This window comes from Glycomyces albidus, from assembly GCF_009451885.1.
Taxonomy (GTDB): Bacteria; Actinomycetota; Actinomycetes; order Mycobacteriales; family Micromonosporaceae; genus Glycomyces; species Glycomyces albidus.
The window spans coordinates 1-14831 of record NZ_WIAO01000011.1 but is presented as its reverse complement, the minus strand read 5'-3'; the positions used below and the strand labels follow the sequence as shown (position 1 = coordinate 14831).

At 70.4% G+C, this 14831-nt stretch carries 9 protein-coding genes; 3 read left to right on the top strand and 6 right to left on the bottom strand.

Annotated elements, in window-relative coordinates; genetic code table 11:
* Nucleotides 1-11 precede the first annotated feature (11 nt).
* Entirely contained in the window at nucleotides 12-1001 is a 990-nt protein-coding gene (locus tag GFD30_RS10915; RefSeq protein WP_153025239.1) for a LacI family DNA-binding transcriptional regulator, read from the top strand.
* 355 nt (nucleotides 1002-1356) lie between these two features.
* Entirely contained in the window at nucleotides 1357-3951 is a 2595-nt protein-coding gene (locus GFD30_RS10910) for a glycoside hydrolase family 9 protein (RefSeq protein WP_153025238.1), read from the top strand.
* A gap of 152 nt (nucleotides 3952-4103) precedes the next feature.
* Here GFD30_RS10910 and GFD30_RS10905 read toward each other — a convergent pair whose 3' ends face one another.
* The 4 genes from GFD30_RS10905 to gsmA form a co-directional block, all read right to left on the bottom strand.
* A complete protein-coding gene (locus tag GFD30_RS10905; RefSeq protein ID WP_153025237.1) occupies nucleotides 4104-4400 on the bottom strand; it encodes a hypothetical protein in 297 nt (98 codons plus the stop codon).
* 169 nt (nucleotides 4401-4569) lie between these two features.
* Nucleotides 4570-5163 (bottom strand): A24 family peptidase, encoded by a 594-nt coding sequence (locus GFD30_RS10900; RefSeq protein ID WP_153025235.1) that lies wholly within the window; start codon nucleotides 5161-5163, stop codon nucleotides 4570-4572.
* A 407-nt stretch (nucleotides 5164-5570) separates the two neighbouring features.
* Complete coding sequence (gene uvrA, locus GFD30_RS10895; protein ID WP_407649017.1) at nucleotides 5571-8471, bottom strand: excinuclease ABC subunit UvrA; 2901 nt, start codon at nucleotides 8469-8471, stop codon at nucleotides 5571-5573.
* Between the two features lie 303 nt (nucleotides 8472-8774).
* Nucleotides 8775-9836 (bottom strand): sporangiospore maturation cell wall hydrolase GsmA, encoded by a 1062-nt coding sequence (gene gsmA, locus GFD30_RS10890; RefSeq protein WP_153025233.1) that lies wholly within the window; start codon nucleotides 9834-9836, stop codon nucleotides 8775-8777.
* Nucleotides 9837-10013: 177 nt separating this feature from the next.
* Here gsmA and typA point away from each other — a divergent pair, with 177 nt between their 5' ends.
* Complete coding sequence (gene typA, locus GFD30_RS10885) at nucleotides 10014-11888, top strand: translational GTPase TypA (protein WP_322633147.1); 1875 nt, start codon at nucleotides 10014-10016, stop codon at nucleotides 11886-11888.
* A gap of 130 nt (nucleotides 11889-12018) precedes the next feature.
* On the opposite strand, the gene GFD30_RS10880 is transcribed toward typA, so the two are convergent.
* Both GFD30_RS10880 and GFD30_RS10875 read right to left on the bottom strand, forming a co-directional pair.
* Nucleotides 12019-12933 (bottom strand): proteasome assembly chaperone family protein, encoded by a 915-nt coding sequence (locus GFD30_RS10880; RefSeq protein ID WP_153025230.1) that lies wholly within the window; start codon nucleotides 12931-12933, stop codon nucleotides 12019-12021.
* Between the two features lie 87 nt (nucleotides 12934-13020).
* On the bottom strand, nucleotides 13021-14831 hold a 1811-nt coding region (locus GFD30_RS10875), incomplete at its 5' end, for a peptidoglycan D,D-transpeptidase FtsI family protein (protein WP_153025228.1).

Genomic DNA, 14831 nt, shown 5'->3' with positions numbered 1-14831 from the left:
GCAAGCCCACCATGGCGGACGTCGCCGCCGAGCTGGGCGTCTCGCGGGCGCTCGTGTCCCTGGTGTTCAGGGACCAGCCCGGTGCGAGCCCGGAGACGCGCGAGCGCGTCTTCGAGGCCGCCGCCCGCCTCGGCTACAAGCCCGACATGGCCGCGCGGCTCCTCGCGCGCGGCCGCAGCAAAGTGCTCGGCGTGCTCTTCACCGCCCGCAACCCCCACCACGTGGACCTCGTCGAGGCCATCTACCCCACCGCCGAGGAGCTCGGCTACGACCTGGTGCTCAGTGCCGCGGTCCCCAGCCGCGACGAGCACAAGGCCATCGAGGCGCTCGTCGGCCACCGCAGCGAGGCGCTCCTGCTGTGCGGCCCGACGATCAGCGAGGAGGACATCGCCGATTTGGGAGCGCGCCTCCCGGTGGTCGTCCTCGGCCGCCACCTCAAGGGCAGCGCCGCGGTCGACATCGTGACCTCCTACGACCGGCCCGGCGCCCGCGAGGTCGTCGACCACCTGGTCGGTCTCGGGCACCGCGACATCGCGCACGTCGACGGCGGCTCGCGCCCCGGCGCCCCCGAGCGACGGCGGGCGTACCGCGACGCGATGCGCGCGCACGGCCTGGCCGACCGCATCCGGATCATCCCCGGGAACCACACGGAGGAAGGCGGCCAGGACGCCGCGAGGACGATGCTCGCCGACGACGCGACGCTGCCGACGGCGGTGTTCGCCTCGAACGACCAGTGCGCGATCGGCCTGCTCGACGTGTTCACGCGGGCCGGCGTGAAGATCCCCGAGCAGGTCTCGATCGTCGGCTACGACGACTCGCACATCGCCGGCCTCAGCCACATCGACCTCACCACGGTCCGGCAGGACGTGCCCCGCCTCGCCCGGCTCGCGGTCGAGGCGGCCGACGAGCAGCTCCGCGGCGCCCGCGAACCGGGCGCGACCCTCAAGCTCGAGTCCAAACTGGTCGTACGCGGCACCAGCGGCCCGCCGACGCAGCGCTGAAGCGATCCGAGATCCGGGATCCGAGATCCGACGACTCCTGGCCCGCGTTTCACGCCGGCGGTTCGTTCACCCGGTCCGGTGATCCTGCGGCCGCGCCCGGCCGTCTTCGTCGCACCCGCGGCGGAGGATCGCACCCATGTCTCCCCGGGCGGGTGGGGGTTCGGGATAGAGGTACCACTGCCCCGCCCACCCGCCCTGCGGGCGGCGCGCAGGTCCGTCCCGCGGGCAGCGCTTGCCGTCTCGCGCGGCGCCCTCGATCGCACTCCAGTGCGCGAATCGACTCCTTGACATCCATGAATATCAATGACAGGATGTGCGTGGAATCGCTCCCAATACTCGCGAGGAGAGCACCCGCATGCCACGACCAGCACGACCCCTCCGTTCCCGGCGCCGACACCTGGCACTCGCCGCCTTGACCGCCGTCGCCCTCGGCGCGGCGGCCGCCGCACCCGCGGCGCACGCTCAGGACGAGCCCACCGACCTCATCACCAACGGCGACTTCGCCGACGGCACCGCCGGCTGGTGGACCACCGCGAACCTGACCGGCGCCGTCGACGCCGGCGAGTGGTGCATCGACGTCCCCGGCGGGACCGCCAACGCGTGGGACGCCATCGTCGGCCAGGACGGTCTGCCCCTCGTCACCGGCGAGTCGTACGAGCTGCAGTTCACCGCCCGGGCCTCGTCCGATGTGAGCGTCCGGGCCCTCGTCCAGCGCCCCGTCGACCCCTGGCCGACCGCGCTCGAGGAGTTCCCGCTCCTCACCGCCGAGCCGCAGGACTTCAGCTTCACCTTCACCGCCAACGCCGACTGGACCGACGCGCAGCTCGCGTTCCAGATCGGCCGCCACGCCGAGCCGTGGCAGTTCTGCCTATCGGAGGTCAAGTTGCTCACCGGTGCCGAACCGCCCGTGTACGACCCGGACACGGGTCCGCGCGTACGGGTCAACCAGGTCGCCTACGTCCAGGACGGTCCGAAGCGGGCGACGCTCGTGACCGAGTCCGCCGAGTCGGTGCCGTGGCGGCTCCACGACGCCGAGGGCGCCCTCGTGGCCGAGGGCGCGACCGCGCCGTACGGCGAGGAGTCCACGTCGGGCGAGTCGGTGCACGTCATCGACTTCTCCGCCGTGACCGCCGCCGGGGAGGGCTTCACGCTCACCGCCGACGGCGAGACCTCGTACCCGTTCGCGATCGGCGGCGACGCCTACCGCGACCTCGCGGTCGACGCGATGTCGTTCTACTACCCGCAGCGGTCGGGCATCGCGATCGACGACGCCATCGCCCCCGGGTACGGCCGCGAGGCCGGGCACGTCGACGTCGCGCCCAACCAGGGCGACGGGTCGGTGACCTGCTTCGGCGGCGCGTGCGACTACACGCTGGACGTGACCGGCGGCTGGTACGACGCGGGCGACCACGGCAAGTACGTCGTCAACGGCGGCATCTCGGTCGCGCAGCTCATGTCGGTGTACGAGCGGACGCTCCACGCGCCGACCGGCGACGCCGGGCGGCTCGCCGACGGGTCGCTGCGCATCCCCGAGCACGGCGACGGCGTCCCGGACGTCCTCGACGAGGCCCGCTGGGAGATCGAGTTCCTCATGTCGATGCAGGTGCCGGCGGGCGAGGAGCTCGCGGGCATGGCGCACCACAAGGTCCACGACGAGCGCTGGACGGGCCTGCCGCTCATGCCCGCCGACGACCCGCAGCCGCGCTACCTGTACCCGCCGTCGACCGCGGCGACGCTGAACCTGGCCGCCGCGGCGGCGCAGGCGGCGCGACTGTTCGAGCCGTACGACGCCGAGTTCGCGGCGCAGGCCCTGGAGGCGGCCGAGACCGCGTGGGCCGCGGCGCTGGCGCACCCGGACGTCTACGCCCCCAACACGAGCCCCGACGGCGGCGGTCCCTACGGGGACTCCAAGGTCGAGGACGAGTTCTACTGGGCGGCCGCGGAGCTGTTCCTGACGACGGGTGCGAAGGAGTACGAGGAGTTCGTGCTCGACTCGAAGCTCCACGACGCCGACGTGTTCAGCGAGTCCGGCTTCTGGTGGGGCGAGGTCGCCCAGCTCGGGAAGCTCGACCTGGCCCTGGTGCCGAACGCGCTGCCGGGTCGCGACGAGGTCGTCGCGCAGGTCGTGGCCGGAGCGGACCTCTACCTGGCGCAGCAGGACGAGAGCCCGTGGGACCTCGGGTACGGGTCGAACGGGAACTTCGACTGGGGCTCCAACAGCGCGGTGCTCAACCGGCTCGTGGTCGTGGCGACGGCGTTCGACCTGACCGGCGAGGCGCGGTACCGCGACGGCGTGCTGGCCGGGCTCGACTACATCCTGGGCCGCAACGCGATGGGGAACTCGTACGTGACCGGGTACGGCTCGCACTTCTCGGAGAACCAGCACAGCCGCTGGTACGCGAACCAGCTCGACCCGAACCTGCCGAACCCGCCCGCCGGGACGCTGTCCGGCGGCCCGAACTCGATCGCGTCCACGTGGGACCCGGTGGCGCAGCGGTGGCTCGCCGGCTGCGCGCCGCAGCGGTGCTACATCGACGACATCGGGTCGTGGGCGACGAACGAGCTCACGGTGAACTGGAACGCGCCGCTCGCGCAGATCGCGAACTTCGCGGCCGAGCAGTCCGGCGACCTCCAGGTCTCGCCCTCGTGCGAGGTCGAGTACCGGATCAACGGCCAGTGGCCGAGCGGGTTCAACGCGCAGATCCTGGTGACGAACACCGGTGACGAGCCGCTGGAGGACGTCACGCTGCGGTGGACGATGCCGACCGGGCAGTCGATCGTCAGCTCGTGGAGCGTCAAGCTGGACCAGGAGGGGCAGGTGGTCACGGCCACCGACCTCGGGGGCGGCACCGCTCTGAAGGCCGGCCGGACGTTCACGTTCGGGTTCATCGGTTCCAAGGACGGCAGGCCCGCGGTGGCACCCGCGTACGTGGGCTGCACGGCCGGATAGCGTTACCGCGTCCGCGACCGGGAAGGGTGAGCCCGGGGACGGCGAAGGGGCGGCCATCGAAAGATGGCCGCCCCTTCGGTCAAGTCTCCGAAGCGGAGTGTCGGACAAGGCGGCCGCGCTGGAAGCCGGCCCCGTCCGATCGTCCGACGCTCTTAGTCGTCGTAACCGTGCTTGTGGTCGTACCCGTGCTTGTGGCCCTTGTCGCCCTTGATGTTGATGTCGGTGTCGTTCCACTGGCAGGAAGCGTCACCGGAGGCGAGGAGGTCGATCAGCTGGATCACGTTGACGTCGCTGACGTTCACGCAGAACTGCGACAGGACGTTGATCCCGCCGAAGTCGTTCTGGTCGAAGTTGTAGCTCGAGTGCGCCATCGCCGGCGAAGCGGTTCCGACGGCGAGAAGGGTCGCGGCCCCGAGGGCCGCAGCGCCCATGAGTGCTTTGCGAAGCATGAAGGCTCCCTTTGGTTGAAGTGTTCTATCAGTCCTGATTGTCAGAACCGCCTAGAACTTTAGGGGCCAGCGCCCCAGATACATGTTATTTCGGCGGAGATTTCCCAAAAAACACTTTCATAATAGTTCGCAAGGTATTCGCACGTTTCTGCGAGGCCCTGCGCTCGGGTCAGCCGGCCGCGAACGGCGCGAGTGCAACAGCCGCGGCGGCTCCGGCGAGCATCGCCGGCCCGTACGGAAAGTCATTGCGGCCCAAGGTGATCGAAACGAGCGCCTGTCCGGCGCCGATGGCGGCGGTCGCCGCGAGCGCCACTCCGGCGGTCCCCCAGTCGGTCCACGCGAGGGCGAGCGCGAGCAGTCCGGCGAGCTTCACGTCGCCGAAACCCATCTGCCCCGCGACACACCCGAGCCCGAAGAGTCCCATCGCGACACCCGCGAGGACGGCGGCGCGAAGCAGCCGCTCGGGATCGCCGGCCGCGACGAGGAGACCCCCGACGACGGGGTACAGCGGCAGGATCAGCACATCGGGCAGGCGGCGCTCATACGCGTCGATCCAGGCGGCGGCGATACCCGATGCGGCGACGACGGAGAGCGCGGCGGCATGAAGCACTTCGGTTGCGCGCCAGGCGATCACGAGCGACACAACGACTGCGGCCACGGCGACGGGCCACCACCCGGGCCGCCGGGCGGTCGCGACCGCCACGGCCCGACGCAACCCCGGAACGGCGACGAACGCGACCACGGCCGCCCCAGCGAACAGCATCTCCAGATGCTCGCACCCCGAACCGCCCCGACCCGCATTCCGAGACCCGTGTCGCCGGCAAGTCCGACACGCCGACACGCCGACACGCCGACAGAACGACTGTCACACCCTCAGGGCACCATCGAAGCCGGGGCGGCCGGAAACCGACACACCCGACCTCGCGATCCGCTTGCCGCGCAACGGTGTCGGACCCCTATGGCATCGTTGAAAGCGGGGGCGACTCGAACCCGACACACCCGACCTCGCGATCCGGCTGCGACCCAACGGGTATCAGACCCTCATGGCATCGTTGCAGCCGGAGGCGATCGCGAACCGACACGCCCGGCCTCGTGATCCAGGTCGGCTCGCCGGCGCGCGAACAGCGGCGGCGCGGCCGATTCGGCTCGCCGCCGCTGTTCGCGGATTCGCTACTTCCTGGTGCGGCCGTTGCCCGAGCGGGCTCGCTTCGCGGCCGGGCCGTCGCCGTTGCCCTTGCCGTCCAGGCCCAGGAGCGGGCGGAGGTAGTGGCCGGTGTGGCTCGCGGCGATGGCGGCGATCTCCTCGGGCGTGCCGGCGGCGACGAGGGTGCCGCCCTTGTCACCGCCTTCCGGCCCGAGGTCGATGACCCAGTCGGAGCACTTGATCACTTCGAGGTTGTGCTCGATGGTGATCACCGTGTTGCCCTTGTCCACCAGGCCGTCCAGGACCCCGAGGAGCTTGCGCACGTCCTCGAAGTGCAGGCCGGTGGTCGGCTCGTCGAGGATGTACACGGTCTTGCCGGTCGAGCGCTTCTGCAGCTCCGAAGCGAGCTTCACGCGCTGCGCCTCGCCGCCCGACAGGGTCGGGGCGGGCTGGCCGAGCCGCACGTAGCCGAGGCCGACGTCGACCAGGGTCTTCAGGTGCCGGTGGATCGACTGGATCGGCTCGAAGAACCCCGCGGCCTCCTCGATCGGCATGTCGAGCACGTCGGAGATCGTCTTGCCGCGGTAGTGGACCTTGAGCGTGTCGCGGTTGTAGCGGGCTCCGCCGCACTCCTCGCACGGGACGTACACGTCCGGCAGGAAGTTCATCTCGATCTTCAGGGTGCCGTCGCCGCCGCACGCCTCGCAGCGGCCGCCCTTGACGTTGAAGGAGAACCGGCCCGGGCCCCAGCCGCGGACCTTCGCCTCCGGCGTGCCCGCGAAGAGTTTGCGGACCTTGTCGAACACGCCCGTGTACGTCGCCGGGTTCGAGCGCGGCGTGCGCCCGATCGGGGACTGGTCGACGCCGACGACCTTGTCGACCCCGTCGAGGCCGGTGATCGTGCGGTGCTTGCCGGCGACCAGCTTGGCGCCGTTGATCTCCGAGGCGAGCGTGTTGTACAGGATCTCGTTGACGAGCGTGGACTTGCCGGAGCCGGACACGCCGGTCACGGAGACCATGCAGCCCATCGGGAACGTGACGTCGATGCCCTTGAGGTTGTTCTCCCGGGCGCCCTTGACGACCAGTTCGCGGCCCGGTTCGAGCTTGCGGCGCTGCTCGGGGACCGGGATGTGGCGCCGGCCCGAGACGTAGTCGCCGGTGATGGAGCCTTCGGCCTCCGTCAGGCCCGAGACGGGCCCGGAGTAGATGACCGCGCCGCCGTGCTCGCCGGCGCCCGGGCCGATGTCGACGATGTGGTCGGCGACCCGGATGGTGTCCTCGTCGTGCTCGACGACGATGAGCGTGTTCCCCAGGTCGCGCAGGCGCTCCAGGGTGGCGATGAGCCGGTTGTTGTCCCGCTGGTGCAGCCCGATCGAGGGCTCGTCGAGGACGTACAGGACGCCCACCAGGCCCGCGCCGATCTGCGTGGCGAGCCGGATGCGCTGGGCCTCGCCGCCCGAGAGGCTGCCGGCGGCGCGCGCGAGCGTCAGGTAGTCGAGGCCGACGTCGAGCAGGAACTGGAGGCGGGCCGTGACCTCCTTGACGATCGGCGCGGCGATCATGGTGTCGCGGTCGGAGAGCTTGAGCGCGTTGAAGAACGCGGAGCACTCGTGGATCGACAGGGTGCAGACCTCGTGGATCGACAGGCCCTCGACCGTGACCGCCAGGACCTCCGGCTTGAGGCGGGTGCCCTCGCACGTCGAGCACGGGATCTCCCGCATGAACTGCTCGTACTTCTCGCGGGTCCATTCGGAGTCGGTCTCGTGGTGGCGCCGCTCGACCCACGGGACCACGCCTTCGAAGCGGGTCTCGTAGGAGCGGCGCTGGCCGCGCTTGTTGCGGTAGGCGACCTGGAGGGTCTCGTCGTAGCCGTAGAGGACGGCCTTCTGGGCGCGGCTCGGCAGGTCGGCCCAGGGCGTGTCGACGTCGAAGCCGACGGCCTCGCCGAGCGCGATGATCTGGAACAGGAAGTAGTCGCCCATGCCGACCGAGGACCAGGGTGCGAGCGCGCCGGCCCGGATGGTGGCCTCCTGGTCGCGGATGACCAGTTCCGGGTCGACCTCCTTGCGGACGCCGAGGCCGTGGCAGACCGGGCACGCGCCGAAGGGCGCGTTGAACGAGAACGTGCGCGGCTCGAGCTCGTCGAGCTGGAGCGGGTGGTCGTTGGGGCACGCGAGCTTCTCGGAGAACCGGCGGGTGCGGGCCGGGTCGCCTTCGGGGACGTCGACGAAGTCGAGTTCGACGACGCCGTCGGCGAGGCCGAGCGCCGACTCGACCGAGTCGGTGACGCGCTGGATCGAGGAGGGCTTCACGACGAGGCGGTCGATGACCACGTCGATGTCGTGCTTCTCCTGCTTCTTGAGCTTGGGCGCGTCGGTGAGGGCGTACACCTCGCCGTCGACGCGGGCGCGCGCGTAGCCCTGCTGCTGGAGGTCGGCGAACAGGTCGACGAACTCGCCCTTGCGCTTGCGGACCACGGGGGCGAGGACCTGGAACCGGGTGCCCTCGGGCAGGGCCATGATCTGGTCGGTGATCTGCTGCGGCGACTGGCGGCCGATCTCCTCGCCGCACTGCGGGCAGTGCGGGACGCCGACCCGGGCGTACAGGAGCCGCAGGTAGTCGTAGATCTCAGTGATGGTGCCGACGGTCGAGCGCGGGTTGCGCGAGGTCGACTTCTGGTCGATCGAGACCGCGGGCGAGAGGCCCTCGATGAAGTCGACGTCGGGCTTGTCCATCTGGCCGAGGAACTGGCGGGCGTAGGCCGAGAGCGATTCGACGTAGCGGCGCTGGCCTTCCGCGAAGATCGTGTCGAACGCGAGGGAGGACTTCCCCGAGCCGGAGAGGCCGGTGAAGACGATCAGGGAGTCGCGCGGCAGGTCGAGGTCGATGTCCTTGAGGTTGTGCTCGCGCGCGCCGCGGACGACGATGGTGCCTGACGCGTGTCGATCAGACTCTGAATGCGGTTTCGGTTCGGTCAGAAGGTGCTCGTTGGCCACGTTGGGAATCTAACGTTCGGGTCCGACAGTTCTGGGAGGCCCGCTGTTCGAGAGAGCGCCGGAGTTCGCGCCGACGACGGGCCGCGTGTCGAGGTTACCTCGCCCGGAGCTGCGGATTCCGCCCCGACTGTGAGCTTTCACTCATCCTTCATCGGGTGGAGGCGCGGGCCCGGAGGCCCGGGCGCCGACGGGTGCCGCGTGTCGGCGGGCCCGGCCCGTCCTCGGTGCGTCCGCTCAGTCGAACCGGTAGAGGTCGTAGTCGTCCATGATCCCGATGAGCTTGTCCGCGTATGCCGGGTCGGTGGCGTAGCCGGCCTTGTGGACTTCGCGGGCGAAGCGCTTCGGGTCGTCGGCGTGGGTCATCGCGGTGGCGTACCGGGACCGGGTCGACAGCAGGTCGCCGTGGTCGCGGAAGGAGTCCTCGACCGAGGCGTAGGCGCGGAAGGTCGCGTCGATGTCGAAGCAGCCGGCGGTCGGGCTGCACTCGAAGGTCGCGTAGTCGCGGCAGCCGATGGCGTGGTCGCCGGGCGAGCCGAAGCACTTCATGCCGAACAGGTTGTGGTCCTCGCGGGCGAGGGCGCCCTTGCCCCAGCCGGTCTCGAGGATCGCCTGGGCGAGCGTGACGGAGGCGGGGACGCCGGTGTCGCGGTCGCTCGCCTGGGCGGCGGGCGCGTGGGCGGTGATGAAGCCCTGCTGGCCGCCGCGCGGGACCGAGGGCGGGTCCTGGCCGCACCAGCCCAGCCAGGGCAGGCCGGCGCTCCATTCGATGTAGGCGGCGCTGACGTAGCGCTTGTCGCCGACCTTGTACCAGACGCCGGATCTGCCGGCGGTGCCGTCGACCTGCTGGCCCCAGACCTGGCACTGGACGAGGACGCCGCTGCCGTCGGCGAGGCCGCCGCGGCGCCCGGCGGTCGAGGAGGCGGCGGCGCGCACGTTGAGCTCGCCGCCGTCGGTGGCGACGGTCGAGATCGTGGGGGCCTGGGTCGCGGCCGAGCACCACGGGACGTCCTGCGAGGGCGACCAGGCGATGTAGGCGTTGGAGACCCAGCGGGCCTTGCCGATGCGCAGCCACGTGGAGGAGGTGCGCACGTGGCCGTCGATGCGCTCGCCGCGGGCCTTGCAGAAGACCTCGGGGTTGGCGCCCTTCTCGAGCGTCCCGACGGTCTTCTGGTCGGTGGCCGGCCCCGAGCGCACGTTGACCGGGCCGGACGCGGTCGAGACGAACGCGCCTGTGATCTTGGCGTAGGCGGGGAGCCCGCCGGCGAGGATCGCCCCGCCGGCGAGCGCGAGAACCATAACGAATCGGATGGATATATGGAATACGCCCATAGAGCGCAGTGTATGAAGGCGGGGACGATCCGTCAGCGAAAGGGTCAATGTGAGCAAGCCTCTCGAAGAGTCGCCCAGTCGGGGTGTCCGCGATCACCTGGGTTGACGCCAGGTGGACCGGCTCACTAGGCGACAATGGTCGTCGTGTCTACACGCTCTGATCTGCGCAACATCGCCATCGTCGCCCACGTCGACCACGGCAAGACCACGCTCGTCGACGCCATGCTGAAGCAGGCGGGCGCCTTCCGCGAGGGCGCGGCCGTCGACGACCGCGTCATGGACTCCGGTGACCTGGAACGCGAGAAGGGCATCACGATCCTCGCGAAGAACACCGCGGTCCACTACACCAACCCGGCCGACGGCTCCGAGATGATCATCAACATCATCGACACGCCCGGCCACGCCGACTTCGGCGGCGAGGTGGAGCGCGGCCTGTCGATGGTCGACGCGGTGGTCCTCCTCGTCGACGCCTCCGAGGGCCCCCTCCCCCAGACCCGCTTCGTGCTGCGCAAGGCGCTCACGGCCCGCCTGCCGGTCATCCTGTGCATCAACAAGACCGACCGGCCCGACGCGCGCATCGACGAGGTCGTCAACGAGACCTACGACCTGTTCCTGGACCTGGACGCCGACGAGGACCAGATCGAGTTCCCGATCGTCTACGCGTGCGCGCGCGACGGCGTCGCCTCGCTGACCAAGCCGAAGGACGGGACGGTGCCGGAGGACTCCGACAGCCTGAAGCCGTTCTTCGACACGATCATCGAGCACGTGCCCGCGCCCGAGTACGACCCCGAGGCGCCGCTCCAGGCCCACGTCACCAACCTCGACGCCGACAACTTCCTCGGCCGCATCGCGCTGTGCCGCGTGGAGGAGGGCGAGCTGCGCAAGGGCCAGACCGTCACCTGGATCAAGCGCGACGGCTCGCAGCAGAACGTGCGCATCACCGAGCTGCTCATGACCGAGGCGCTCACCCGCAAGCCCGCCGAGAAGGCCGGCCCCGGCGACATCTGCGCCATCGCGGGCATCCCCGACATCATGATCGGCGAGACCCTGGCCGACCCGGAGAACCCGATCGCGCTGCCGCTCATCACCGTCGACGAGCCGGCGATCTCGATGACCATCGGCACCAACACCTCGCCGCTGGTCGGCAAGGGCGGCAAGGGCCACAAGGTCACCGCCCGCCAGGTGAAGGACCGCCTCGACCGCGAGCTGGTCGGCAACGTGTCGCTCCGGGTCCTGCCGACCGCGCGCCCCGACGCCTGGGAGGTGCAGGGCCGCGGCGAGCTGGCCCTCGCGATCCTGGTCGAGCAGATGCGCCGCGAGGGCTTCGAGCTCACCGTCGGCAAGCCCGAGGTCGTGACCAAGCAGATCGACGGGAAGACGTACGAGCCGGTCGAGCGCATGACCATCGACTCCCCTGAGGAGCACCTCGGCGCCATCACCCAGCTCATGGCGACCCGCAAGGGCCGCATGGAGACCATGACGAACCACGGGTCGGGCTGGGTCCGCATGGAGTGGCTGGTGCCCTCCCGCGGCCTCATCGGCTTCCGCACCGACTTCCTGACGCAGACCCGCGGCACCGGCATCGCGCACTCGATCTACGAGAAGCACGAGCCCTGGTTCGGCGAGCTGCGCACCCGCAACAACGGCTCGCTCGTGGCCGACCGGGCCGGGTTCGTCACCGCGTTCGCGATGATCAACCTCCAGGAGCGCGGCGTCCTGTTCGTGGGCCCGGGCACCGAGGTGTACGAGGGCATGATCGTCGGCGAGAACTCGCGCACCGACGACATGGACGTCAACATCACCAAGGAGAAGAAGCTCACCAACATGCGCGCGGCCGCGGCCGACTCCACCGAGAACGTGGTGCCGCCGCGCCTGCTGTCGCTGGAGCAGTCGCTCGAGTTCTGCCGCGACGACGAGTGCGTCGAGGTCACCCCCGAGACCGTCCGCATCCGCAAGGTGGTCCTGGACCAGAAGGAGCGCGGCCGCTCGGCCTCGCGCGCCAAGCACGGCAACGCCTGACCGCAGACGCGGAGCGGGCCCGACCTTCCCGGTCGGGCCCGCTTTCCGTTTCGGCGGTTTCGTCCGCGCCTTGCCGGCGCTCGGCGAGGCCCTACTTGTCGTCCTCGCCTTGCCGGCGCTCGGCGAGGCCCTACTTGTCGTCCTCACCTCGCTGGCGCTCGGCGAGGAAGTGCTCGAACGCCGCGCCGAGCTCGTCGGCGGTCGGGATGCGGCCCTCCTGGAGCATCTCGTCGGCGTCGGCGGCCTCGGTGAACGAGTCGTACTGGTCCTCGAGGGTCTTCACCACGTCGGCGACCTCCTCGGACTCGGCCACCTGCTCGGCGATGTCCGAATCCACTTGGGCGCGTTCGAGTTCCAGGTCCTCGTCGGCGGGCAGGTCGAGCCCGGTGGCCTCGCGGATCCCCTCCAGGAGGCGCATCGTGGCGGCCGGGTAGGTCATCTGCATGACGTAGTGCGGCACGTGCACCGACAGCCCGATCGCGTCCCGGCCGGACTCGCCGAGGCGGTACTCCAGCAGGCCGGCGGCGTTGCCGGGGACCGTGACCTCGTTGAACACGGGGCGGTTGTCGAAGACGAGTTCGGGGCGGGTCGCGTGCACGGTCATGCCGAGCGCCCGCGTGTGCGGGACGCCCATGGGGATGCCCTGGAAGCCCAGAGTCAGCGGCACGTTCCAGTGCTCGATGAGGTCCTCGACCGAGTCCACGAACCGCTCCCACGCGAAATCGGGCTCGGGCCCGGTCATGAGCAGGAACGGCCGGTCGGAGGCGTCGCGCATGAGGTACACGACGAGCTGCGGCGCCTCGAAGTCGGACCAGCGGTCGATCGAGAAGGTCAGGTTCGGCCGACGGGAGCGGTAGTCGATGAGCTGGTCCACGTCGAAGGACGCGACCGGCGTGTGCTCAAGGGTCTTGAACAGGTGGTCGACGACGCCTCGGCCCGCCTGACCCGCGTCCATGAACCCGTCGAGGAAGTGCAGCAGGACCGCTCCCCGGGCCTCGGGAGGCTCGGCGAGGACTTCACACAGTGCCCAAGGGTCATCGTTCAAAACAATCGGCTCCTTCTTCCTTGACGCCTTCGATGCTAACGCCAGGGGCAGAGCCCCGATTCCCCTCGGGGAGACTTCTGACGATGGCTATCCCCACACGTCGAACACGGGCGCAGGCTCGGTCGCGGGGCGAACCCCGAAGTAGCCCAAGGCGAACTCGTTGATCTCCTTGAACGCCTCCCCGGTGGTCGAGCCGCCGCCGCCCCCGCCGGGGACGTAGACGCTCACGGCCACCACGAACTGCGGGTCCTCGGCCGGGGCGAAGCCCACGAACGAGGTCACGTTGCCCGGGGCGTACTCGCCGTCGACGACCAGGCTGCCCGTGCCGGTCTTCCCGGCCAGGTGGTAGTTCTCGAGCTCGGCGTTGCGCCCCGTGCCCGTCTCGGCCGCGATGGGCGCCTGGAGCAGGTACTGGAGGTCCTGGGCCGTCTCTGCCGAGATGACCCGGTGGGTCTCGGGCTCGTCCTCCTCCTCGACCGTGCCGTCGGCGTTGACGAGGTGGTCGATGAGCGTCGGCTGCACGTAGACGCCGTCGTTCGCGATCGCCGCGTACAGGGCGGCCATCTGGATGATCGTGGCCGTGCCCTCGTGGCCGATCGGGACGGAGCCCTCGGAGGTGCCCGACCACAGCTCCGGCGGCTGGAGCAGGCCCGCGGCCTCACCCGAGACGCCGACGCCCGTCGGCTCGCCGAGCCCGAACGCGAGCTGGTACTCGTACAGCTTCTCCTTGCCGACGCAGTCGGCGAGCTGGATGGTGCCGACGTTCGAGGACTGCGCGATGATCCCGGCCAGGCTCAGCACCGCGTCGCCGTGCGGGTAGCCGTCCTCGTACCAGGTGCCGCCCTTGTTGATCGACTGCTCGACGTGCATGGTGCCGTCGGGCTCGATGCAGCCCTCCTCGAGGGCCGCGGCGAACACGATCGCCTTGTGGATCGAACCGGGGTCCACTGTGGCCTGTGTGCCGTAGTCGCGGTAGACCTCGTCGCTCTCGACGTCGAACGGGTTGGCCGCGTCGTAGGTCGGGGTCGAGGCCATCGCGAGCATCTCGCCGGAGTCGACGTCCATCACCATCGCCGACCCGAACTCCGCGTCGTGCTCCTGCACCGTCTCCTCGAGGATGCTCTGCACGTTGAACTGGAGGTCGGCGTCGATCGTGAGCTGGATGTCGTTGCCCGGCACGGCCTCCTCCTCGCGGTAGAACGCGCCGGGGATCGGCTGGCCGGACTGGCTGCGCTCGTACGAGACCTCGCCGTCCTCGCCCGTCAGCCACTCGTTGTACGCGGCCTCCAGGCCGCCGAGGCCCTCGCCGTCGTCGCCGCCGGTGAAGCCGATGACGTTCGCGGCGAGGTCGTGGCCGGGCACCACCCGGCGCTCGTCGTCGCCGATGATCAGGCCCGGGTCCTCGAGCTCGCGGACCTGGTCGCCGATCGCGAGGTCGACGCCGCGCTGGAGGTACGCGAAGCGGATCGGGTCGCCCTGCGGGGTCGCCGTGGTGGCGATCAGCGGCTCCAGCTCCGAGGCCCTGCGGCCCAGCAGCGTCGCCAGCTTCGCGGCGAGCTCGCCCGGATCGCCCTTGACCATGACCGGGTCGACCGCGATGTAGTTCGCCTCGATCGAGTAGGCGAGGCGGTTCCCGTTGCGGTCGAGGATCGCCCCGCGCTCGGCCGGCAGCGGCTCGGTGGTGAGGCGCTGGTTCAGCGCCTCGGCCGCGTACGCCGCCGAATCGGTGACCTGGAGCTGGATGAGCCGCGTCCCCGAGACGACCAGGAGGATCATCACGAACGCCGCGGCCATGCGCAGGCGCCGCCGCGGATTGCCCAGGCGCGGCAGCTTCGGGAGCGGCTTGACGGCGACCGGCCCGGCCGCGCCCCGGCGCGAGCCGGGGCGCCGCTGGGGCG

What these genes read in the sequence shown, in the direction of transcription:
- GFD30_RS10915 (WP_153025239.1), top strand. Translation starts at nt 12, where the DNA reads ATGGCGGACGTCGCCGCCGAGCTGGGCGTCTCGCGGGCGCTCGTGTCC.
- GFD30_RS10910 (WP_153025238.1), top strand. Translation starts at nt 1,357, where the DNA reads ATGCCACGACCAGCACGACCCCTCCGTTCCCGGCGCCGACACCTGGCA.
- GFD30_RS10905 (WP_153025237.1), bottom strand. Translation starts at nt 4,400, where the DNA reads ATGCTTCGCAAAGCACTCATGGGCGCTGCGGCCCTCGGGGCCGCGACC.
- GFD30_RS10900 (WP_153025235.1), bottom strand. Translation starts at nt 5,163, where the DNA reads ATGCTGTTCGCTGGGGCGGCCGTGGTCGCGTTCGTCGCCGTTCCGGGG.
- gsmA (WP_153025233.1), bottom strand. Translation starts at nt 9,836, where the DNA reads ATGGTTCTCGCGCTCGCCGGCGGGGCGATCCTCGCCGGCGGGCTCCCC.